The 21,985-nt window shown below is 56.7% G+C and carries 19 protein-coding genes and 1 other RNA gene; 12 read left to right on the forward strand and 8 right to left on the reverse strand.

The window, feature by feature from the left end:
- Window positions 1-17: 17 nt before the first annotated feature.
- The 6 genes from tdcC to garL form a co-directional block, all read right to left on the reverse strand.
- Window positions 18-1,349 carry a threonine/serine transporter TdcC gene (tdcC, locus tag ACZ6J2_RS14080; protein ID WP_029739656.1) on the reverse strand — a complete coding sequence of 444 codons (1,332 nt, stop codon included), beginning with the start codon at window positions 1,347-1,349 and terminating at the stop codon, window positions 18-20.
- A gap of 9 nt (window positions 1,350-1,358) precedes the next feature.
- The gene (tdcB, locus tag ACZ6J2_RS14085; RefSeq protein WP_213788063.1) at window positions 1,359-2,348 is read right to left on the reverse strand and encodes a bifunctional threonine ammonia-lyase/L-serine ammonia-lyase TdcB; all 990 of its coding nucleotides are present in this window, start codon (window positions 2,346-2,348) and stop codon (window positions 1,359-1,361) included.
- A gap of 100 nt (window positions 2,349-2,448) precedes the next feature.
- Window positions 2,449-3,369 (reverse strand): transcriptional regulator TdcA, encoded by a 921-nt coding sequence (gene tdcA / locus ACZ6J2_RS14090; protein WP_008501504.1) that lies wholly within the window; start codon window positions 3,367-3,369, stop codon window positions 2,449-2,451.
- Window positions 3,370-4,045: 676 nt separating this feature from the next.
- Window positions 4,046-4,422: RNase P RNA component class A (gene rnpB / locus ACZ6J2_RS14095), an RNA gene on the reverse strand.
- Window positions 4,423-4,481: 59 nt separating this feature from the next.
- The gene (gene garR / locus ACZ6J2_RS14100) at window positions 4,482-5,372 is read right to left on the reverse strand and encodes a 2-hydroxy-3-oxopropionate reductase (protein ID WP_023309302.1); all 891 of its coding nucleotides are present in this window, start codon (window positions 5,370-5,372) and stop codon (window positions 4,482-4,484) included.
- Window positions 5,373-5,393: 21 nt separating this feature from the next.
- Entirely contained in the window at window positions 5,394-6,164 is a 771-nt protein-coding gene (garL, locus tag ACZ6J2_RS14105; RefSeq protein WP_471726049.1) for a 2-dehydro-3-deoxyglucarate aldolase, read from the reverse strand.
- Between the two features lie 373 nt (window positions 6,165-6,537).
- Here garL and garD point away from each other — a divergent pair, with 373 nt between their 5' ends.
- Window positions 6,538-8,109 carry a galactarate dehydratase gene (gene garD / locus ACZ6J2_RS14110; protein ID WP_471726006.1) on the forward strand — a complete coding sequence of 524 codons (1,572 nt, stop codon included), beginning with the start codon at window positions 6,538-6,540 and terminating at the stop codon, window positions 8,107-8,109.
- A gap of 74 nt (window positions 8,110-8,183) precedes the next feature.
- Here garD and ACZ6J2_RS14115 read toward each other — a convergent pair whose 3' ends face one another.
- Window positions 8,184-8,987 (reverse strand): DeoR family transcriptional regulator, encoded by an 804-nt coding sequence (locus tag ACZ6J2_RS14115; protein ID WP_471726007.1) that lies wholly within the window; start codon window positions 8,985-8,987, stop codon window positions 8,184-8,186.
- A 251-nt stretch (window positions 8,988-9,238) separates the two neighbouring features.
- Here ACZ6J2_RS14115 and kbaZ point away from each other — a divergent pair, with 251 nt between their 5' ends.
- The 9 genes from kbaZ to ACZ6J2_RS14160 all read left to right on the forward strand — a co-directional run bounded on the left by kbaZ (window position 9,239) and on the right by ACZ6J2_RS14160 (window position 18,456).
- Entirely contained in the window at window positions 9,239-10,534 is a 1,296-nt protein-coding gene (gene kbaZ / locus ACZ6J2_RS14120; RefSeq protein WP_471726008.1) for a tagatose-bisphosphate aldolase subunit KbaZ, read from the forward strand.
- A gap of 20 nt (window positions 10,535-10,554) precedes the next feature.
- Entirely contained in the window at window positions 10,555-11,028 is a 474-nt protein-coding gene (gene agaV, locus ACZ6J2_RS14125; protein WP_471726009.1) for a PTS N-acetylgalactosamine transporter subunit IIB, read from the forward strand.
- 10 nt (window positions 11,029-11,038) lie between these two features.
- A complete protein-coding gene (gene agaW / locus ACZ6J2_RS14130) occupies window positions 11,039-11,818 on the forward strand; it encodes a PTS N-acetylgalactosamine transporter subunit IIC (protein WP_024906387.1) in 780 nt (259 codons plus the stop codon).
- A complete protein-coding gene (gene agaE / locus ACZ6J2_RS14135) occupies window positions 11,808-12,686 on the forward strand; it encodes a PTS N-acetylgalactosamine transporter subunit IID (RefSeq protein WP_045355422.1) in 879 nt (292 codons plus the stop codon). Before agaW ends, agaE begins: the two co-directional genes overlap by 11 nt.
- 16 nt (window positions 12,687-12,702) lie before the next feature.
- Entirely contained in the window at window positions 12,703-13,137 is a 435-nt protein-coding gene (agaF, locus tag ACZ6J2_RS14140) for a PTS galactosamine/N-acetylgalactosamine transporter subunit IIA (RefSeq protein WP_023333563.1), read from the forward strand.
- A complete protein-coding gene (gene nagA, locus ACZ6J2_RS14145; RefSeq protein ID WP_471726010.1) occupies window positions 13,134-14,267 on the forward strand; it encodes an N-acetylglucosamine-6-phosphate deacetylase in 1,134 nt (377 codons plus the stop codon). The genes agaF and nagA overlap by 4 nt, the downstream gene beginning before the upstream one ends.
- Window positions 14,268-14,513: 246 nt before the next feature.
- Complete coding sequence (locus ACZ6J2_RS14150; protein WP_471726011.1) at window positions 14,514-15,662, forward strand: SIS domain-containing protein; 1,149 nt, start codon at window positions 14,514-14,516, stop codon at window positions 15,660-15,662.
- Window positions 15,663-15,674: 12 nt separating this feature from the next.
- Window positions 15,675-16,547, forward strand: coding sequence for a tagatose-bisphosphate aldolase subunit KbaY (kbaY, locus tag ACZ6J2_RS14155; RefSeq protein ID WP_023309313.1), 873 nt, complete (start codon window positions 15,675-15,677; stop codon window positions 16,545-16,547).
- Window positions 16,548-16,590: 43 nt separating this feature from the next.
- Entirely contained in the window at window positions 16,591-18,456 is a 1,866-nt protein-coding gene (locus tag ACZ6J2_RS14160) for an alpha-galactosidase (protein ID WP_471726012.1), read from the forward strand.
- A 67-nt stretch (window positions 18,457-18,523) separates the two neighbouring features.
- On the opposite strand, the gene rsmI is transcribed toward ACZ6J2_RS14160, so the two are convergent.
- Window positions 18,524-19,387, reverse strand: coding sequence for a 16S rRNA (cytidine(1402)-2'-O)-methyltransferase (gene rsmI / locus ACZ6J2_RS14165; RefSeq protein ID WP_023309315.1), 864 nt, complete (start codon window positions 19,385-19,387; stop codon window positions 18,524-18,526).
- A 61-nt stretch (window positions 19,388-19,448) separates the two neighbouring features.
- On the opposite strand from rsmI, the gene ACZ6J2_RS14170 reads away from it, so the two are divergent.
- Both ACZ6J2_RS14170 and ACZ6J2_RS14175 read left to right on the forward strand, forming a co-directional pair.
- A complete protein-coding gene (locus tag ACZ6J2_RS14170) occupies window positions 19,449-21,626 on the forward strand; it encodes a penicillin-binding protein activator (RefSeq protein ID WP_471726013.1) in 2,178 nt (725 codons plus the stop codon).
- The gene (locus ACZ6J2_RS14175; RefSeq protein WP_025756731.1) at window positions 21,584-21,979 is read left to right on the forward strand and encodes a YraN family protein; all 396 of its coding nucleotides are present in this window, start codon (window positions 21,584-21,586) and stop codon (window positions 21,977-21,979) included. The genes ACZ6J2_RS14170 and ACZ6J2_RS14175 overlap by 43 nt, the downstream gene beginning before the upstream one ends.
- Window positions 21,980-21,985: the final 6 nt, after the last annotated feature.

Genomic DNA, 21,985 nt, shown 5'->3' on the forward strand with positions numbered 1-21,985 from the left:
TCTTCCTGAGCAATGGGTTAGAACAGTTTGTAAACGATATTCAGAATGGTCAGCAGGCCGACCGCGGTAACGAAGATGTTCTCGGTACGCCCTTTGTATTTCGCCAGCGCCGGTGCTTTGCGGATGGCATACATCGGCAGCAGGCACAGCAGAGAGGCGATGATTGGCGCGCCCATGGCTTCAATAAGGTCCAGAATGTTCGGGTTGGCGTAGGCCACAACCCAGGTGGAGCCCATGATGAACACCATGCTGATGGTGTTCAGCTTGCCAACGGAGACTTTCTTCTTATCGCCCTTGTAGCCGAACTTGAGGATCAGGCCGTTCAGCCCTTCCAGCGTGCCCAGGTAATGACCGAAGAAGGATTTGAAGATAGCGACCAGCGCAATGATGGAGGCACCGTATTCCAGTACCGTCGCGAACGTCGATTTGGTTCCTGACATTGACGCAAAGTGGTTCGCCAGGTAGGAGAGCACCGGAATGTTCTGCGCCTTAGCGTCCGCCATGTTCTGCGGAGAGAGCGTAAACAGGCAGCTAAAGGCGAAGAACATCACCACGGCCACCATCAGCAGGCTGGCGCGACCGATGATTTTGGAACATTTCTGCTCGGTGAACGCTTTCCCGAACTCCGGCTCGTACTCTTCGCGCTTGGAGACCACAAACGAGGAGACGATAGGCGAGAAGTTGAAGGAGAAGACCATAATGGAGATACCCAGCCACACCGTGACCAGAATGCCGTCATGACCGGTGAAGGCGATATCGCTCAGGTTGACCTGGTCAATCACCGCCGAGTTCCAGTAAGGGATCAGCGACAGGGAAATCAGCACAAGGCTGGCGATAAACGGGAACACCAGGAAGCTCATGACTTTCACCATCAGGTCTTTACCAAACCAGATAACAAAGGCCATCAGCAGCAGCAGGAACAGCGCCACCACGCCGCGGTTCAGCGCAGGCAGCTGGAGCTGGTTTTCCCAGAAGGTCATAAAGGTGTTGGTAATGGTGACGCCGTAAATCCACAGCAGCGGGCAAATGGCGAAGAAGTAGAGGAAGGTGATCACCACCCCGCCGGTTTTACCAAAGTGCTCTTCCACCGTTTCGGTGATGTTGCCCGAGACGTTGCTGCCGGAGAGGCACAAACGCGCCAGCGCGCGGTGGCAGTAAAATGCAATCGGGAACGCGAGAACCAGCATCAGCAGAATAGGGATCAATCCACCAAAGCCTGCGCGAATGGGGAAGAACAGCACGCCTGCGCCAATGGCGGTACCAAACAGGCCGAGCGTCCATGTGGTATCAGACTTACGCCAGGAGGACGTTTTTGTCTGGCCAACGATAATGCTTTCTGTGTTGCTCATAGGTCACCTTTATGCGTCAACGAAGCCGGTAATTTGGGAAACACGGGAGAGATCGATATTGCCGCCGGAAATAATGCAGACGGTTTTACGACCCTGAATATAGTGGTCAAGTTTGCCGCTTAATAACGCGGCACAGGCCAGCGCGCCGGCGCCTTCCGTCACCACTTTATTTCGCTGAATAAGCGCGATCATGCTGTCGCGAATGTTGTCTTCGCTGACCAGCACAATGTCATCAACCAGCTCGCGAACAATTTCGAACGGTAAATTACCGGGACGAGAAACATCACAGCCGTCGGCCAGCGTGCCGGTAATGCGATGGCTCATTATTTCCCCGGCCTGATACGATGCCGCCATGCCGTGAACATTTTCTGACTGCACGCCGATAATATTAATGGTGGGGTTGATGGATTTAATTGCCGTCGCAATCCCGGCAATTAAACCGCCGCCGCCGATAGGCACAATAACGTTATCCACGTCGTATAAATCTTCGAGAATTTCCAGACCGATGGTGCCCTGCCCGGCAATGACTTTGGCATCATCGTACGGAGGAATAAAAATGCGCCCTTCCATCTCGACGATTTCGCTGACTTTGGCAATGGTGTCGTTGAAGTTCTCGCCGTGCAGCACCACTTCAGCGGAGTAGTCGCGCGTCGCGGCCACCTTAGACTTCGGCGCGCCCATCGGCATCACCACTTTGCCGTCGATACCGAGCATCGCGCAGGAGAGGGACACGCCCTGGGCGTGGTTCCCCGCGGAGCAGGCGACAACGCCTTTGCGTTTTTCGGCGTCGGTCAGCGAGCTTAATTTGTTAAACGCGCCGCGGATCTTAAACGAGCCGGTACGCTGCATGTTCTCAAACTTCAGGAATATTTCGCCCTTACAGCGTTCGCTAAGATAATTCGAGCGCGGCATACCTGTTTTATATATTTTTCCTGCCAGTCGTTTTCTGGCGTCCTGAATATCTTCAATCGTTACCGGGAGATCGTAGGTAATATGCATAATATCCTCGTTATAATAATTCATTCTTTTCAGGCAAAGTCAGGGTATCAGAGCGTTACAGAGATAAGCTCTGGGTGTTTTTAAAATGATTACTCATTATTCATCGTCGTCTTTCGATATTCATCGACGAATACTGTTTTGCCAGCTCAACTAATACTGACGCCGATTTTTTAATCCTGTAATTTTTTGACCACACGGCGGCATAACGCGCCACGGGTAATTCATCTTCCACGGGCAGCACAATAAACTGGTCAGAACCGAACGGGGCAATCATGTCGCGGGGAATGACCGTCAGATAATCGGCATTCAGCACGAGGTTATAAATGGTGACGACGGAATCGGTCTGGACGATGTTTTCGATGCTGATGTGGTTGTCTTGCAGGGTAGTCAGAAGTTCTTTGTAGTAGCCCATATCGGTTTGCGGCATCACCCACTGCTCGTGCGTGAGCGATGCCAGTGTCGTCGGGCCGGTGCACGTTCGCGTTTTGCTGGCGACCAGCACAAACTCGGACTCAAACAGCGGTTCGACGTGCAGATCCTGCAGCAGCATTTCATCGCTTAGCGTGCCGATAGCGAAATCCAGACGGCCGTCGCGAATGGCCGGAAGGAAAGAGGAGAGCTGGGCTTCATACATCGAGACGCGTGCTTTCGGGAACACTTCCTTGAATTTTTTGATCATCTCGGACAGGAAGGTAAAGCCGATCAGCGACGGGTAGCCAAAGGAGACGTCCATAACGGTGCTGAAACTCAGGCTGTTAATCTCACTCACCATGTTTTTCATTTCGCGGGTGATCGACTCAGAGTACGAGAGCAGAACCTGGCCCGCGGCAGTGAGTTTTACGCCGGTGTTTTTACGCACCATCACTTCCACGCCGAAGTAGGACTCAATATCGCTGATGATTTTGCTGACGGCGGGTTGCGTCAGGCCAAGCTGTCTTGCTGCAGAACCTATGGAGCCACTTTTAATGACTTCCTGAAATACCACGAGGTGCTGTGTTTTCGGTAGAATAATAGTGTTCATAATATTCTGCGCTTATTTCCCTATGACGGAGCGGATTCTACCTAATAGTGTTTAAGGGGGTATGTGCTGTCACTCACAATTTGCTTTTCCGCGTGCTTCACAGGAACAATGACAACCAAAAAATGCATTTATTATCAATAACATGAATAAATACAGCCACACCATTACGCTGATATCGATCAATAAAAGCAGTAGTAATAAATTTATTTTATGGCGATAACCTTGATAAATTTTTCAGCGTTAAAAAAATCAATAAAGACGATCTTTCAGGCAATTAAAGACCAATAAATAACCGCTATTTGCTTGAAACAATCTTTCAATTTATTAAATTTTTCCGATGCAAATTTTCAGGTTTGCGGAAAAGAGTGGAATGCGTCACATATTCACGGGAGAAATGTATTTGATTTCAATATATGCATATCAAACGAGAAAAGATTCTCGATCATATAGATAACAAACATAACAAATTATCAATACTGAAAATCACCTGTTTTTTAGCGTGAAATTTTGTGATGGCGATCGTCTACAGGTACAGGATCGATACGAAAGGTATAAAAGCAGTGAAATGTGCTTAATGTCGCAAATATGAGAATTGATGTCGTTTGTCCGGTTCTGCACTTACCCATCCAGCATCACCCGGAAAGCAAAAACCCCGCCGAAGCGGGGTTTTTTAAGAAGTTGAAGCTGACCGATAAGCCGGGTTCTGTCGTGGACAGTCATTCATCTAGGCCAGCAATCGCTCACTGGCTCAAGCAGCCTACCCGGGTTCAGTACGGGCCGTACCATGTGAACCCCTATTTGGCCTTGCTCCGGGTGGAGTTTACCGTGCCACGGACTGTTACCAGCCGCGCGGTGCGCTCTTACCGCACCCTTTCACCCTTACCTGATCCCGCTTGCGCGGGCCATCGGCGGTTTGCTCTCTGTTGCACTGGTCGTGGGTTTCCCCCCCAGGCGTTACCTGGCACCCTGCCCTATGGAGCCCGGACTTTCCTCCCCTCCGCCCGTCTCCCCCGAAAGGGACGACGACGAAGCGGCGACTGTCTGGTCAGCTTCGGCGCGCAGTATAGAGGGTTTGCGCGCCGCTGTCACCCTCAGGTGTGGGCAAGGCGTGATTAACGCGCCACTTCCACCTTCGCCAGTTTTTCGTAGTAGCACGCAATCGCGCTGTGATCGGCCGTGCCCAGGCCATCCGCACGCAGCGCCTGCATCATCTCCATGACCGCCGCGGTCAGCGGCAGCTGCGCGCCCACGCCGTGTGACGTATCCAGCGCGTTCGCCAGATCTTTGATATGCAGGTCGATGCGGAAACCGGGTTTGAAATTACGATCCATCACCATCGGCGCTTTGGCATCCAGTACGGTACTGCCCGCCAGACCGCCGCGAATGGCCTGATAGACCAGATCCGGGTTGACGCCCGCTTTGGTTGCCAGCGTCAGCGCTTCGGACATGGCGGCAATGTTCAGCGCCACAATCACCTGGTTTGCCAGCTTGGTCACGTTACCCGCCCCGATGTCCCCGGTATGCACCACGGAGCCCGCCATGGCTTTCATCAGGTCGTAGTATCTATCGAAAATGGCTTTATCGCCGCCGACCATCACCGACAGCGTGCCGTCGATCGCTTTCGGCTCACCGCCGCTGACCGGTGCATCCAGCATATCGACGCCCTTCGCTTTTAACGCCTCGCTGATTTCACGGCTTGCGAGCGGTGCAATAGAGCTCATATCAATCAACACCAGGCCCGGCTTCGCACCGTCGATAATGCCGTTCTCACCCAGCGCAACCTCTTTAACATGCGGTGAGTTTGGCAGCATGGTGATGATGACATCGCACTGTTCAGCAATGGCCTTCGCGGTGGTGGCCGTTTCAGCGCCCGCCGCTATCACCTCTGCCACGGCCTGCGGATTGTGATCGGATACCACCAGTGAGTAACCCGCTTTGATGAGGTTCTTACTCATTGGTTTACCCATGATGCCCAGGCCAATAAAACCCACTTTCAGCGTCATAATCTGTTTCCTCAATGATGGTTATTTTTTAAAAGCGTCGGCTAATTTCTGCGTGGCCGAGCGGAATACGCCGAGGTCGCTGCCGACGGCTACAAACGTGGCTCCCCACTCCAGATAGCGACGAGCATCAGCCTCAACCGGCGCCAGAATGCCGCACGGTTTGCCGTGTGCTTTAGCGCGGGCAAAGATGTGCTGGATCGCGCGCTGCACGTCAGGGTGGCTGGCGTTACCCAGATGGCCAAAGGCGGCCGCCAGATCGCTTGGGCCGACGAAGATGCCGTCCACGCCGTTTGTGGCTGCAATCGCGTCAACGTTATCAACGCCCTGCTGGCTCTCGATCTGAACCAGAATGGTGATGTTGTTATTGGACTGCGCGAAGTAGTCCGGCACGGTGCCAAACATATTGGCGCGATGAGAAACGGAAACGCCGCGGATCCCTTCTGGCGGATAGCGCGTGGAGGCTACGGCCAGCGCCGCTTGTTCTTCCGTCTCCACAAACGGGATCAGGAAGTTGTAGAAACCGATATCCAGCAGGCGCTTGATAATTACCGGCTCGTTAGTTGGCACGCGCACTACCGGGGCGCTGGGGCTGCCTTTCAGCGCCATCAGCTGCGGAATAAAGGTGCTGATATCGTTCGGAGCATGTTCGCCGTCCAGCACCAGCCAGTCGAACCCGGCCAGGCCCAGCACTTCGGCGCTGATAGGGTTTGCCAGCGCGGACCAGCAGCCAATCTGAATCTGGTGCGCCGCGAGGGCCGCTTTAAATTTATTCGGGAAGATATCGTTATTCATCATATTTACCTTTTTAATTCGCAGCCTATATCAGCATCATTTTATTTATTCAGACACCGCACCAGCATTATATTTATTATTCTGACGTATTTTGGCGTTATAAAATCGTCATTCAGTATAAGACGCAATCCACGACCGCACATTGTTTTAATGCTCAAGCATTGCGTAACATTTCAATGAATTTTTTTGCATATGCACAAGGCGCTGGGCGCTAATGCACAGAATCAGGCATTACTGGTTCTGGAGCGATCGCGATCACATTTTCATATCCCCTATGCTGACATGCTTTAATTCTGAAAGCCGCGTATTTATTTCTGCCCTTTGAAAATTGGCTGAATTTATTATCAGACACTTTGCTGGAGAATACTGAACAATGGCCGACATTGAAATTCGACAGGCATCGCCGACGGCGTTTTATATAAAAGTCCACGACACCGATAATGTGGCGATAATTGTCAACGACAATGGCTTAAAAGCGGGCACCCGCTTCCCGGACGGGCTGGAACTGATTGAGCATATTCCGCAGGGACATAAAGTCGCCCTGGTGGATATCCCTGCTAACAGCGAAATCGTACGTTACGGTGAAGTCATCGGCTATGCCGTTCGCTCTATACCGCAGGGCAGCTGGGTTGAGGAGTCGCTGGTGGCGCTGCCGGAAGCGCCGCCGCTGAACACGCTTCCGTTGGCGACCCGCGTGCCGGAACCGCTTCCTCCGCTGGAGGGCTATACCTTCGAAGGCTACCGCAACGCGGACGGCAGCGTCGGCACCAAGAATCTGCTCGGCATTACCACCAGCGTGCACTGCGTGGCGGGCGTAGTGGATTATGTGGTGAAAATCATCGAGCGCGACCTGCTGCCGAAATACCCGAACGTCGACGGCGTGGTGGGCCTGAACCACCTCTACGGCTGCGGTGTGGCGATTAACGCCCCCGCTGCGGTAGTGCCTATCCGTACCATCCACAATATCGCCCTGAACCCGAACTTTGGCGGCGAGGTGATGGTCATCGGTCTGGGGTGTGAAAAATTGCAGCCAGAGCGCCTGCTGCAGGGTACCGAAGATGTGAAAGCCATTCCGGCAGACGAGGCCAGCATCGTGCGCCTGCAGGACGAACGCCACGTGGGTTTCCGCTCAATGGTCGACGATATCCTGCAGGTGGCTGAGCGTCATCTCGACAAACTCAACCGCCGGCAGCGTGAAACGTGCCCGGCCTCAGAGCTGGTCGTGGGCACCCAGTGCGGCGGCAGCGATGCCTTCTCCGGCGTAACGGCCAACCCGGCGGTAGGCTATGCGTCCGATCTGCTTGTCCGCTGCGGCGCCACGGTGATGTTCTCCGAAGTGACCGAAGTCCGTGACGCCATCCATCTGCTTACGCCGCGCGCCGTTAATGAAGAGGTCGGGAAGCGCCTGCTCGAGGAAATGGCCTGGTACGATAGCTATCTCGATATGGGCAAAACCGACCGCAGCGCCAACCCGTCTCCGGGGAACAAAAAAGGCGGCCTGGCGAACGTGGTGGAAAAAGCCCTCGGGTCGATTGCCAAATCCGGACAGAGCGCGATTGTGGAAGTGCTCTCTCCGGGCCAGCGCCCGACGAAGCGCGGCCTGATTTACGCGGCAACGCCGGCCAGCGATTTCGTCTGCGGCACGCAGCAGGTAGCGTCAGGCATTACGGTACAGGTCTTTACCACCGGGCGCGGCACGCCGTACGGCCTGATGGCGGTGCCGGTGATCAAGATGGCGACCCGTACCGAGCTGGCAAACCGCTGGTATGACTTAATGGACATCAACGCGGGCACCATCGCCACCGGGGAAGAGAGCATTGAGGACGTGGGCTGGAAGCTGTTCCACTTCATTCTGGATGTCGCCAGCGGACGGAAGAAAACCTTCTCGGATCAATGGGGATTACATAATCAGCTGGCGGTGTTCAACCCGGCACCGGTGACGTGATTCATATTCCCAACCGCACCGAACGGTCCCCTCTCCCCTATGGGGAGAGGGTTAGGGTGAGGGGAAAAGCCCCCTTAAACCAACACCACATCAATCCCGATTTTCCGCAGCCCGTCCAGGCTCTCCGCCGGAATGCCTTCATCGACAATAATCATATCAATCCGTTGCGTATCAATGATTTTATGCAGGCTTGAGCGGTTAAATTTGCTGGAGTCCGTGACAACGATAATACGCTCCGCCACCTCGCACATTTTGCGGTTCAGACGGGCTTCGTCCTCGTTATGCGTACTCACGCCGCGGTCGAGATCGATGGCGTCAACGCCGAGGAACAGCAGGTCAAAATGGTAATTCTGTAGCGACTGTTCTGCCTGGTCACCGTAGAAAGATTGCGACTGACGGCGCAGATGCCCGCCGGTCATCAGCAGTTCCACCCCTTCCGCTTCCAGCAACGCATTCGCCACGTTCATCCCGTTGGTCATCGCAATCACGTCCGTGTGCTGGCGCAGCATGCGGGCGATTTCATACGTCGTGGTGCCGGAGTCCAGAATAATACGGTGCCCGGGTTTGACCAGCGCGGCAGCGGCCTGCGCGATACTGCGCTTTACCGCCGTATTCAGCGAGCTTTTATCCTCCACGGAAGGCTCAGCGCCCGGCATGTTGCCTTCGCAAATCAATGCCCCACCGTAAGCGCGAACGGCAATGCCCTGCTTCTCCAGAAACGCCAGATCGTTGCGGATCGTCACCGTCGATACGCCGTACAGATGAGACAGGTCGTTAACCTGCACGCTTCCCTGCGCCCGCAACCGCTGAATGATCTGCTCTCGCCTTTCACTGGTCCCGGTGATGCGCTTTTCTGCGGATGAATCGGTGCTGCTCATACGAGCTCCTTAATAAATAAACTTTCGTTTCATTTCGTTTTGTCTATTAAGGCCTTTCTTTTTCGGGAATGCAAGTCCCGCCTTACGTCCAGACGCAAGCCTACACTGCGCTGAAACCTTTCATTATGTTTCTTTTGTGAAACAGATCGGAAAACCATTATCTTTCGTTTTATTTTTATATCACCATGATGCAGGATTAAATGAAACAAAACGAAAGACAAGTGTCATTGCCATCCGAAATGGAGAGGAAAGTGAAACATCTGACAGAAATGGTGGAACAACATAAACGAGGGAATTCATACGGGATCTATGCCGTCTGTTCCGCACATCCGCTGGTACTTGAAGCAGCCATTCGTTACGCGCATTCGCATCAGTCGCCGCTGCTGATCGAGGCCACCTCCAACCAGGTGGATCAGTTTGGCGGCTATACCGGCATGACGCCTGCGGATTTTCACGGGTTTGTCTGCCGGCTGGCCGAGTCGCTCGGTTTTCCGACGTCACAGCTGATCCTCGGCGGCGATCATCTGGGCCCTAACCGCTGGCAAAATCTCCCTGCGGAACAGGCGATGACAAATGCCAACGATCTGATCAAAAGCTATGTTTCTGCCGGATTCAAAAAGATCCACCTCGACTGCAGCATGTCCTGCGAGGACGACCCGGTTCCCCTGACCGACGCGATCGTTGCCGGACGCTCCGCACGCCTGGCGAAGATTGCCGAAGCGACCTGTCGCGAGCAGTTTGGTGAATCCGATCTGGTCTACGTTATCGGCACGGAAGTGCCGGTTCCCGGTGGCGCGCACGAGACGCTCACCGAACTTGCCGTCACCACGCCGGACGCGGCCCGCGCCACGCTTGAGGCGCACCGCCACGCGTTCGAAAAGGAAGGTTTAAGCGATATCTGGCCGCGCATTATTGGCCTGGTGGTCCAGCCTGGCGTGGAGTTCGATCATGCGCACGTCTGCGACTATCAGCCGCAGAAAGCCGTTGCCCTGAGCAAAATGGTTGAAGCCTACGATACGCTGGTGTTTGAAGCGCACTCCACCGACTACCAGACGCCGCAGGCGCTGCGCCAGCTGGTTAACGATCACTTTGCCATTCTGAAAGTTGGCCCCGCCCTGACCTTCGCCATGCGCGAAGCGCTGTTCTCGCTGGCCGCCATAGAAGAGGAGCTGCTGCCGGCAAAAGCCAGCTCCGGCCTGCGTCACGTGCTGGAAAACGTCATGCTCGATCGCCCGGAATACTGGCAAAGCCATTACCACGGTGACGGCAACGCGCGTCGCCTGGCGCGCGGCTACAGCTACTCTGACCGCGTGCGCTACTACTGGCCGGACAGCCAGATTGACGACGCCTTTGCACGGCTGGTGCGTAACCTGGCAGACGAGCCTATTCCCCTGCCTCTGATCAGCCAGTACCTGCCGTTGCAGTACGCCAAAGTTCGCGAGGGCGCTCTCAAGTCAACGCCACGGGAACTCATCATCGACCACATTCAGGACATACTCCAGCAGTACCACGCCGCCTGCGAAGGCGTAACGACTCAAAACGCATAATTAAAAAAGAGGAAAACGCTATGCCAAACATTGTTTTATGCCGCATCGACGAACGCCTGATCCACGGTCAGGTGGGCGTGCAGTGGGTGGGGTTTGCGGGGGCAAACCTGGTGCTCGTCGCTAACGATGAGGTCGCTGAGGATCCGGTTCAACAGAACCTGATGGAAATGGTGCTCGCGGAAGGGATCGCCGTGCGCTTCTGGTCGCTGCAAAAAGCGATCGACAACATTCACCGCGCCGCTGACCGCCAGAAAATCCTGCTGGTCTGCAAATCACCCGCCGATTTTCTGAAGCTGGTTGAGGGCGGCGTGCCCATCACCCGTATTAACGTCGGAAACATGCACTACGCCAGTGGCAAACAACAAATTGCCAAAACGGTCTCTGTCGACGCGAACGATATCGCCGCGTTCAACGGCCTGAAAGTGGCCGGTGTGGAATGCTTCGTTCAGGGCGTTCCAACAGAAACTGCTTTGGATCTCTTTAAACTGCTCTGAGGGATTCACAATGGAAATCAGTCTGTTGCAGGCGCTGGGGTTAGGCATACTCGCCTTTATCGCCGGTCTGGATATGTTTAACGGGTTAACGCACATGCACCGCCCGGTGGTACTCGGGCCGCTGGTCGGCCTGATTCTGGGCGATCTGCACACCGGCATTTTGACCGGCGGGACGTTAGAGCTGGTCTGGATGGGGCTGGCCCCGCTAGCCGGTGCCCAGCCGCCTAACGTCATTATCGGCACCATCGTGGGTACCGCATTTGCCATCAGCACCGGCGTGAAGCCAGAAGTTGCGGTTGGCGTCGCCGTGCCGTTTGCCGTGGCGGTTCAGATGGGGATTACGTTCCTCTTCTCGGTGATGTCCGGCGTCATGTCGCGCTGCGATCGCATGGCGGCCAATGCAGATACTCACGGTATTGAACGGGTTAACTATCTTGCGCTGCTGGCGCTCGGCATCTTCTATTTTCTGTGCGCGTTCCTGCCGATCTACTTCGGTGCGGAACATGCGAAAACCGCCATTGACGTTCTGCCAGCGCGTCTGATTGACGGCCTCGGCGTCGCGGGCGGCATCATGCCAGCCATCGGCTTCGCCGTGCTGCTGAAGATCATGATGAAAAACGTCTACATCCCTTACTTCATTATCGGCTTTGTCGCCGCCGCCTGGCTCAAGCTTCCGGTGCTGGCGATTGCGGCGGCCGCGCTGGCCATGGCGCTGATTGACCTGATGCGTAAATCACCTGAACCGACGGCTCCCGCAGCCCAGAAAGAGGAATTCGAAGATGGCATCTAACCACACCACCCTGCCGGGCGTGTCTGAAAGCGAAGAGACACTGCTGACCGGCGTGAATGAAAACGTCTACGAAGACCAGAACATCGGTGCCGAGCTGACGAAAAAGGATATAAACCGCGTGGCCTGGCGTTCCATGCTGCTGCAGGCATCGTTTAACTACGAACGTATGCAGGCCTCCGGCTGGCTGTACGGGCTGCTGCCCGCGTTGAAAAAGATCCACACCAACAAGCGGGACCTGGCGCGGGCGATGAAAGGCCATATGGGCTTCTTTAACACCCATCCGTTCCTGGTGACCTTTGTTATCGGCATCATTCTGGCGATGGAGCGATCCAAGCAGGATGTGAACAGCATCCAGAGCACCAAAATTGCCGTCGGCGCGCCGCTCGGCGGTATTGGCGACGCCATGTTCTGGCTAACCCTGCTGCCCATCTGCGGCGGTATTGGCGCCAGCCTGGCGCTGCAGGGATCGATTCTGGGCGCGGTGGTCTTTATCGTGCTGTTTAACGTGGTACACCTTGGCCTGCGCTTTGGCCTGGCGCACTACGCTTACCGGATGGGCGTCGCGGCCATTCCGCTGATTAAGGCCAACACCAAAAAGGTCGGCCACGCGGCGTCTATCGTCGGGATGACGGTGATCGGCGCGCTGGTGGCAACCTACGTCCGCCTCAATACCACGCTCGAAATCAAGGCGGGTGATGCCGTGGTCAAACTGCAGGCCGACGTCATCGACAAGCTGATGCCCGCGTTCCTGCCGCTGGTCTACACCCTGACGATGTTCTGGCTGGTACGCCGCGGCTGGAGCCCGCTGCGGCTGATCGGTATCACCGTGCTGCTGGGCGTTGTCGGTAAATTCTGTCACTTCCTGTAAAAGCAAAGAGGTTGCGATGTTAGGCATTATTTTGACGGGTCACGGCGGTTTTGCCAGCGGGCTTGAGCAGGCGATGAAGCAGATCCTCGGCGAGCAGCCGCAGTTTATCGCCATTGATTTTCCAGAGACGTCCACCACCGCGCGGCTGACCGCTCAGCTTGAGCAGGCGGTGAGCGAACTCGATGCGCAGCACGATATTGTGTTTCTCACCGACCTGCTCGGCGGCACGCCGTTCCGCGTGGCGTCAACGCTCGCGATGCAAAGGCCAGGTAGCGAAGTGATTACCGGCACCAACCTGCAGCTGCTGCTGGAAATGGTGCTGGAGCGCGACGGATTAAGCAGCGAGGCGTTTCGTCTGCAGGCGCTGGAGTGCGGGCACCGCGGCCTGACGAGCCTGGTCGACGAGCTGGGGCGCTGTCGCGAGGAAGCTCCGGCTGAGGAAGGGATATGAGCCAGCTGCTGCGCGCGCGACGGATCCTTACCGAACAGGGCTGGCTGGACGACCACCAGCTACGCATTGAAAGCGGCGCGGTTGCGGCGATTGAACCCATCCCGGCGGGCGTTACGGCGCGCGATACGGAGCTGCTTTGCCCGGCCTATATCGATACGCACGTCCACGGCGGCGCGGGCGTGGACGTCATGGATGATGCGCTTGACGTGCTGGACACCCTGGCAATGCATAAAGCGCGTGAAGGGGTGGGCGCATTTCTGCCCACCACCGTGACCGCTCCGCTGGAAGCCATCCACAGCGCGCTGATGCGTATCGCCCGGCGCAGTCAGTCCGGCGGACCCGGCGCGCAGATCCTGGGCAGTTATCTGGAAGGACCGTACTTTACGCCCCAGAACAAAGGGGCGCATCCGCCCGAGCTGTTCCGGGAGCTGGATATCGCCGAGCTGGACAGGCTGGTTGACGTTTCACAGGGCACGCTACGGGTTGTGGCGCTCGCGCCGGAAAAACCCGGCGCGCTGCAGGCGATCCACCATCTTAAACAGCGCGGTATACGCGTCATGCTGGGCCACAGCACTGCCACGTACCGGCAAACTCTTGCCGCGTTTGATGCGGGTGCCGACGGGCTGGTGCACTGCTACAACGGCATGACGGGGCTGCACCACAGAGAGCCCGGCATGGTCGGCGCAGGGCTGACGGACAAACGGGCGTGGCTGGAGCTGATTGCCGACGGCCACCACGTCCATCCGGGGGCGATGCGTTTATGCTGCTGCTGCGCGCAGGATCGCGTGGTGCTGATTACCGATGCCATGCAGGCGGCAGGTATGCCGGACGGTCGGTATACCCTGTGCGGCGAAGAGGTCATGATGCAAAACGGCGTGGTTCGAACCGGCTCCGGCGGGCTGGCGGGCAGCACGCTGTCGCTGGATGCCGCGGTCAGGAATATGGTGGAGTATGCGGGCGTAACCGCCGAAGAGGCGATCCATATGGCCTCGCTGCACCCTGCCCGGCTGCTGGGCGTTGACGGTCAGCTTGGATCCTTAGCCCCGGGCAAACGCGCCAATATCATTGCGCTGGACGGGGGTTTACACCTCCAGCGGATCTGGATTCAGGGCCAGGCTCTCCCCCTTTAGCCCTTTCATTGTGTCTCCTTTTGGCTTTACGGCCTGAAACCGTAAGGCCTTTCTTTTCCTTTCCTTAAATTTTCCCTTTCCTTTTACGATCACACTTTTCGTTTTATTTCTTTTCTTTCATTGAAGTTTCGATTTCTTTTCTATAGATTTTATTTAACTGCTTAAGTGAACAAGTGAAACGAAACGAAAGATAGCGACACGATTACCAGCGTCTGATGTGGAATTCACACGACTAAGGACTGAGTTATGCCACAAACCACTACCGCCGCCACAACCGGCACCTGGACCGAGGAAGAGATCCGCCAGCAGCCTGCCAGCTGGATCCGCTCGCTCAACAACATCGATAACCTGCGTGCTTCGATTGACAGTTTCCTGACGCCGCTGCTGCGCAAGCGCGATCTGCGGATCGTCCTGACCGGCGCGGGCACGTCCGCCTTTATCGGCGATATCATTGCGCCATGGCTTTCGAGCCACACCGGGAAAAACTTCACCGCCGTCCCGACAACCGATCTGGTCACAAACCCGATGGATTACTTCAGCCCTGCGCACCCGCTGCTGCTGGTTTCGTTTGCCCGCTCCGGCAACAGTCCGGAAAGCGTCGCGGCCGTTGAGCGGGCAAACCAGTTCGTGCCGGAGTGCTACCACCTGTCGATTACCTGCAACGAGGCGGGCAGCCTGTACCAGAACGCCGTCGTCAGCGATAACGCCTTTGCCCTGCTGATGCCTGCCGAAACGCACGATCGCGGGTTCGCGATGACCAGCAGCATCACCACCATGATGGCGAGCTGTCTGGCCGTGTTCGCCCCGGAAACGATCGATACCCACTCCTTCCGCGACGTCGCCGATCGCTGTCAGGCGATCCTCACTACGCTCGGCGATTTCAGCCACGGCGTCTTTGGCAGCGAACCGTGGAAACGGATCGTGTATCTGGGAAGCGGCGGCCTGCAGGGCGCGGCGCGCGAATCGGCGCTGAAGGTGCTGGAGCTGACGGCGGGCAAGCTGGCGGCATTTTACGACTCCCCAACGGGCTTTCGTCACGGGCCGAAGTCGCTGGTCGATAGCGAAACGCTAGTGGTGGTGTTCATCTCCAGCCATCCGTATACGCGTCAGTACGATCTGGATCTGCTGGCCGAGCTGCGCCGCGATCGCCAGGCCCTGCGCGTCGTCGCCATCGCCGCTGAAAACGATCCGGTCATTGAAGCGGGTCCGCACATTCTGCTGCCGCCTTCACGTCCGTTTATCGATATGGAACAGGCGTTCTGCTTCCTGATGTATGCCCAGGTCTTTGCGCTCACCCAGTCGCTTAGCACAGGCATTACGCCCGATACGCCATCCGCCAGCGGGACGGTCAACCGCGTGGTGCAGGGCGTCGTTATTCATCCGTGGCAGGCTTAAGAGGATCTGATTATGAGTATTATCTCAACGAAATATCTTCTGCAGGATGCGCAGGCAAAAGGCTACGCCGTTCCGGCGTTCAACATCCACAACGCGGAGACGATCCAGGCGATCCTCGAAGCGTGCAGCGAAATGCGATCGCCGGTGATCCTCGCGGGCACGCCGGGCACCTTTAAGCATATTGCGCTGGAAGAGATCTACGCTCTGTGCAGCGCCTACTCCCACACCTACGACATGCCGCTGGCGCTGCACCTCGATCACCACGAATCGCTGGACGATATTCGCCGCAAGGTCAACGCGGGCGTGCGCAGCGCGATGATCGACGGCAGCCACTATCCGTTTGAACAAAACGTGAAGCTGGTGAAGTCGGTGGTCGATTTCTGCCACCTCAACGACTGCAGCGTCGAGGCCGAGCTGGGCCGTCTGGGCGGCATGGAAGATGACATGAGCGTGGACGCGGAAAGCGCATTCCTCACCGATCCGCAGGAGGCGAAACGCTTCGTCGAACTGACCGGCGTAGACAGCCTTGCCGTCGCCATCGGCACCGCGCACGGCCTGTATACCAAACGCCCGAAAATCGACTTCCAGCGTCTGGCGGAAATCCGCGAAGTGGTCACCGTGCCGCTGGTGCTGCACGGCGCGAGCGATGTGCCGGATGAGTTTGTGCGCCGCACCATCGAGCTGGGCGTGTGCAAAGTCAACGTGGCGACCGAGCTGAAAATTGCCTTCTCTGACGCGGTTAAAGCCTGGTTTGCCGAAAACCCGCAGGGGAACGATCCGCGCTTCTACATGCGGGTAGGCATGGACGCCATGAAAGAGGTGGTCAGAAGCAAGATCGCCGTTTGCGGTTCGGCAAACCGATTGCTGCTTCCGGCAGAAGCCTGATTAAAAAGGAGCTTACGCTGATGAAAAAAATCTCGCACTCTCAGTGCTGGCCCTGTGCGTTTCCCATAGCGCGGTGGCCGCGAACTACGCGCTCGGTAACGACAATATTGCCCTCTCGTTTGATGACACAAACTCAACGGTAGTGGTTAAGGACAATAAGGCTAACCATCCACTCACGCCGCAGGAGCTGTTCTTTCTGACGCTGCCGGACGAGACGAAAATCCACACCGCTGATTTTAAAATCAAGCATGTCGAAAAGCAGGACAGCGGCTTGGTCATCGATTTCACCCATCCGGACTTTAACGTAACGGTGAAGCTGAACCTGGTGAAGGGGAAATACGCCAGCATCGACTACACCGTTGCCGCCGTTGGCCAGCCGCGAGACGTGGCGAAAATTACCTTCTTCCCGACCAAAAAGCAGGCTCAGGCACCTTACGTAGACGGGGCGATTAACAGCTCGCCGATCGTCGCAGACTCGTTCTTTATTCTGCCTGACAAGCCCATCGTAAACACTTACGCCTATGAAGCGACCACCAATCTCAACGTAGAGCTGAAAACGCCGATCCAGCCGGAAACACCTGTCAGCTTTACCACCTGGTTCGGCACCTTCCCGGAAATCAACCAGCTGCGCCGCAGCGTGAATCAGTTTATTGATGCCGTGCGTCCGCGACCGTACAAGCCTTATCTGCACTACAACAGCTGGATGGATATCGGCTTTTTCAATCCGTACTCCGAGCAGGACGTGCTGGGGCGAATGGATGAATGGAATAAGGAATTTATCACCGGGCGCGGCGTGGCGCTGGATGCGTTCCTGCTTGACGATGGCTGGGATGACCTGAGCGGACGCTGGCTGTTTGGCCCGGCATTCAGCAACGGTTTTAGCAAAGTTCGGGAAAAAGCCGACAGCCTGCGCAGCTCGGTCGGGCTGTGGCTCTCGCCGTGGGGTGGATATAACAAACCGCGCGACACTCGCGTCTCGCATGCAAAAGAGTACGGTTTCGAAACGGTAGACGGGAAGCTGGCGCTGTCAGGCCCAAACTATTTTAAAAACTTCAATGAGCAGATCATTAAGCTAATTAAAAACGAGCACATTACCTCGTTCAAGCTGGACGGGATGGGTAATGCCAATTCGCATATTAAGGGCAGCCCGTTCGCCTCGGATTTTGACGCCTCTATCGCTCTGCTGCACAACATGCGCAGCGCCAACCCGAATCTGTTTATTAACCTGACGACCGGTACCAACGCCAGCCCGTCCTGGCTGTTCTACGCTGATTCCATCTGGCGCCAGGGCGATGACATCAACCTGTACGGCCCCGGCACGCCGGTTCAGCAGTGGATGACCTACCGCGATGCGGAAACGTACCGCTCCATTATTCGCAAAGGGCCGCTGTTCCCGCTGAACTCGCTGATGTACCACGGGATCGTCAGCGCGGAAAACGCCTATTACGGGCTGGAGAAAGTGCAAACGGACAGCGACTTTGCCGATCAGGTCTGGAGCTACTTCGCGACCGGAACCCAGCTGCAGGAGCTGTATATCACCCCTTCAATGCTGAACAAGGCGAAGTGGGATACCCTGGCGCGGGCCGCGAAGTGGTCGCGGGAAAACGCCGGCGTGCTGGTGGATACGCACTGGGTTGGTGGCGATCCAACCGCGCTGCAGGTGTACGGCTGGGCATCCTGGAGCAAGGACAAAGCGATTCTCGGCTTGCGTAACCCGTCGGATAAGCCGCAAAGCTACTACCTGGATTTAACAAAAGATTTTGAAATCCCGACGGGGAACGCGGCGCAGTTTCGTCTGAAAGCGGTGTACGGCAGTAATTCAACCGTACCGGAGGAGTATAAAAACGCGGTGGTGATTACGCTGCAGCCGCTGGAAACGCTGGTGTTTGAGGCGGTGCCAGTTAGCTAAAACGCACATAAAGATCTGCAGGCCGGGTTAGGCGCAGCCGCCACCCGGCAAAACAGGCGGCAGGGGCTTACTCCCCCTGCTGCTCCAGCGCATGCTTATACAGCGCATTTTTCTTCACGCCGTGAATTTCCGCCGCCAGCGCAGCGGCCTTCTTCAGCGGCAGTTCCGCCTGCAGCAGCGCCAGCGTGCGCAGCGCGTCGGCAGGGAGCGCGTCTTCCTGCGCCTTATGCCCTTCGACAATCAGCACCATTTCACCCTTACGGCGGTTTTCGTCTTCCTTCACCCACGCCAGCAGTTCACCCACTGGCGCACCGTGAATGGTTTCCCAGGTTTTGGTCAGCTCGCGCGCCAGCACCACGTAGCGGGCTTCTCCCCACACGGTCACCATATCTTCCAGGCTCTCCAGCAGGCGGTGCGTGGATTCGTAGAAAATCAGGGTGCGCGGTTCCGCTTCCAGATCTTTTAACACGTCACGGCGGCCTTTGGATTTAGCAGGCAGGAAGCCTTCATAGCAGAAACGGTCAGACGGCAGACCTGCGGCGCTCAGCGCAGCAATGGCAGCGCACGGCCCCGGCAGCGGCACCACGCGAATACCGGCTTCACGACAGGTACGCACCAGGTGATAGCCAGGGTCGTTAATCAGCGGCGTACCGGCATCGGAGACCAGCGCAATGTTCTGCCCCTCTTTCAGCTTAGCCACCAGCGTTTCGGCTTTTTGTTGCTCATTGTGATCGTGCAAAGCAAACAGACGGGCGTTAATCGCGAAATGTTGCAGCAGCAGGCCGGTGTGGCGGGTATCTTCAGCAGCAATTAAATCAACAGCTTGCAGTACGGTGAGCGCACGTTGGGTAATATCAGACAAATTCCCGATAGGAGTAGGTACAATATAAAGCTGGCCTTGAGAATTATCTGCCGTTTCGTGTTGTTTCATTGTTTCATCCGTATTGCCGATTTAATATTGAGCATTGCGTAAAAAAATCACTGGATACAGTATGGTACCGTTAACGTTTCTTCGAAAAAAAGCCACGCGCAGCGTGCCGCTTCTGCTGGCAGCCCTGATCTTTGCAGGCTGTGGCACCCAGGCACCTGACCAGAGCACCGCCCATCTTCAGGGGTCTGCTCAGGCTGATTCTGGCTTTTATCTGCAACAAATGTCGCAGAGTTCAAATGATACCAAGACCAACTGGCAATTACTCGCCATTCGTGCACTGCTGAAAGAGGGTAAAACCCAGCAGGCAGCCGAACTGTTTAACCAGTTGCCGAAAGATCTTAACGACGCTCAGCGTCGTGAGCAGAGCCTGCTCTCTGCCGAGCTGAAGGTCGCGCTGAAAGATAACGCCGCCGCGAAGAAGATCCTCGGGGACATTGACGTGAGCGCGCTGGATAAAAATCAGCAGGCTCGCTTCTGGCAGGCGGGCATTACCGCAGAGCAGGGGCGTCCTTCCCTGACGCTGCTCCGTGCCCTCATCGCGCAAGAGCCGCTGCTCGGCGGTGCCGATAAGCAGAAAAATATTGATGCCACCTGGCAAGCGCTTGCCTCGATGACCCAGGAACAGGCGCAGGCTCTGGTCATCAACGCCGATGAAAACGTCCTTCAGGGCTGGCTGGATCTGCAGCAGATGTGGTTTAACAACCGCAGCGATCCAAAGATGCTGAAGGCCGGTATTACGGACTGGCAGACGCGCTACCCGCAAAACCCGGGGGCGAAAATGCTGCCAACCCAGCTGGTAAACGTGCAGAACTTTAAGCCAGCGTCCACCAGCAAAATCGCCCTGCTTCTGCCGCTCAACGGCCAGGCGGCGGTGTTCGGCCGTACCATTCAGCAGGGCTTTGAAGCCGCGAAAAACGGTACCACTTCGGTAACCGGCAGCGCGGTTCCCGCGCAGGCGGCCCAGGCGGCTAACGTGAATGATGTGGTCAGCCCGTCCGCAGCGGAGACCAGCGATCTGACCACGGCGCAAGCGCCGGCACAGGGTACGATGCAAAACCCGGTGACGGCCCCGACGACGCCTCCGGCTACAGCAGCACCTGCTGCGGCAGCCCCGGCTACTACAGCACCAGCGACTCAGGCTCCGGCCGAGACGCAAGCGGCATCAGCACCTGAAGCGACAGCAGAACAGCCACAACAGCAGCCTGCACAACCCGCGGCCCAGCCTGCCGCTCAGCCGCAGGCCGTGGCAACCACCAGCGCCAACCCTGGCGCTGAGGTGAAAATTTACGACACCAGCTCGCAGCCGCTTGACCAGGTTCTGGCGCAGGTTCAGCAGGACGGGGCCAGCATCGTTGTCGGTCCGCTGCTGAAAAACAACGTGGAAGAGCTGATGAAGAGCAATACCACGCTGAACGTGCTGGCGCTCAACCAGCCTGAGCAGGTTCAGAACCGGGCCAATATTTGCTACTTCGCGCTTTCCCCTGAAGATGAAGCCCGCGATGCGGCGCGTCACATTCACGAGCAGGGTAAGCAGGCTCCGCTGCTGCTCATCCCTCGCAGCGCGCTGGGCGATCGCGTGGCCAATGCCTTTGCCGATGAGTGGCAGAAGCTCGGCGGCGGCGTGGTGCTGCAGCAGAAATTCGGTTCCGTCTCTGAACTGCGCGCGGGCGTAAACGGTGGAGCGGGTATCGCGCTTAACGGCAGTCCTGTCACCGCGAGCCTGCCGCAGCAGCAGGGCGTGACGATTGGCGGCCTGACGATCCCTGCCCCGCCTACCGACGCGCAGATTAGCGGTGGCGGTAAAGTGGATGCGGCCTATATCGTTGCCACACCTCAGGAGATCGCCTTTATCAAACCGATGATCGCGATGCGTAACGGCAGCCAGAGCGGCGCAACGCTTTACGCCAGCTCGCGCAGCGCGCAGGGCACCGCAGGCCCGGATTTCCGTCTGGAAATGGACGGTCTGCAGTACAGCGAAATCCCGATGCTGGCAGGCAGCAACCCGGCGCTGATGCAGCAGGCGCTGAGTACCGTACGTAACGATTATTCGCTGGCGCGTCTGTATGCGATGGGTGTCGATGCATGGGCGCTGGCGAACCACTTTACCCAGATGCGTCAGGTGCCGGGCTTTGAGCTTAACGGCAACACCGGCGATCTGACCGCGACTCAGGACTGCGTGATCAACAGGAAGTTATCATGGCTCAAATACCAGCAGGGGCAAATCGTCCCGGCCAGTTAAGCCGTAAAGAGACCGGCGATGCGTGGGAGTTAAAGGCGCGTCGCTGGCTTGAAGGCAAAGGACTGCGCTTTATCGCCGCTAACGTCCGCGGGCGCGGCGGCGAAATTGATCTGATCATGAAAGAGGGTCAGGTCATCGTGTTTGTAGAAGTCCGTTTTCGACAGTCCTCCCGTTTTGGCGGTGCTGCCGCCAGCGTGACGCTCGCCAAACAACATAAATTATTACAGACTGCCCACTTGTGGCTTGCCCGCCATAATGGGAGCTTTGATACTGTGGATTGCCGGTTCGATGTGATAGCCTTCACCGGAAATGAGATCGAATGGCTTAAAAACGCTTTTGGCGAAGACGCATAATTAAGA

This window comes from Enterobacter sp. E14S (assembly GCF_055666685.1).

Bases quoted from the DNA above. Each gene is read 5' to 3' on its own strand.
- agaF (WP_023333563.1), top strand. From the start codon at position 12,703: ATGTTAGGCATTATTTTGACGGGTCACGGCGGTTTTGCCAGCGGGCTT.
- garD (WP_471726006.1), top strand. From the start codon at position 6,538: ATGGCCGACATTGAAATTCGACAGGCATCGCCGACGGCGTTTTATATA.
- ACZ6J2_RS14175 (WP_025756731.1), top strand. From the start codon at position 21,584: ATGGCTCAAATACCAGCAGGGGCAAATCGTCCCGGCCAGTTAAGCCGT.
- tdcC (WP_029739656.1), bottom strand. From the start codon at position 1,349: ATGAGCAACACAGAAAGCATTATCGTTGGCCAGACAAAAACGTCCTCC.
- rsmI (WP_023309315.1), bottom strand. From the start codon at position 19,387: ATGAAACAACACGAAACGGCAGATAATTCTCAAGGCCAGCTTTATATT.
- garR (WP_023309302.1), bottom strand. From the start codon at position 5,372: ATGACGCTGAAAGTGGGTTTTATTGGCCTGGGCATCATGGGTAAACCA.
- agaV (WP_471726009.1), top strand. From the start codon at position 10,555: ATGCCAAACATTGTTTTATGCCGCATCGACGAACGCCTGATCCACGGT.
- ACZ6J2_RS14150 (WP_471726011.1), top strand. From the start codon at position 14,514: ATGCCACAAACCACTACCGCCGCCACAACCGGCACCTGGACCGAGGAA.
- agaW (WP_024906387.1), top strand. From the start codon at position 11,039: ATGGAAATCAGTCTGTTGCAGGCGCTGGGGTTAGGCATACTCGCCTTT.
- nagA (WP_471726010.1), top strand. From the start codon at position 13,134: ATGAGCCAGCTGCTGCGCGCGCGACGGATCCTTACCGAACAGGGCTGG.
- tdcA (WP_008501504.1), bottom strand. From the start codon at position 3,369: ATGAACACTATTATTCTACCGAAAACACAGCACCTCGTGGTATTTCAG.
- kbaY (WP_023309313.1), top strand. From the start codon at position 15,675: ATGAGTATTATCTCAACGAAATATCTTCTGCAGGATGCGCAGGCAAAA.
- agaE (WP_045355422.1), top strand. From the start codon at position 11,808: ATGGCATCTAACCACACCACCCTGCCGGGCGTGTCTGAAAGCGAAGAG.
- ACZ6J2_RS14170 (WP_471726013.1), top strand. From the start codon at position 19,449: ATGGTACCGTTAACGTTTCTTCGAAAAAAAGCCACGCGCAGCGTGCCG.
- ACZ6J2_RS14115 (WP_471726007.1), bottom strand. From the start codon at position 8,987: ATGAGCAGCACCGATTCATCCGCAGAAAAGCGCATCACCGGGACCAGT.
- garL (WP_471726049.1), bottom strand. From the start codon at position 6,164: ATGAATAACGATATCTTCCCGAATAAATTTAAAGCGGCCCTCGCGGCG.
- tdcB (WP_213788063.1), bottom strand. From the start codon at position 2,348: ATGCATATTACCTACGATCTCCCGGTAACGATTGAAGATATTCAGGAC.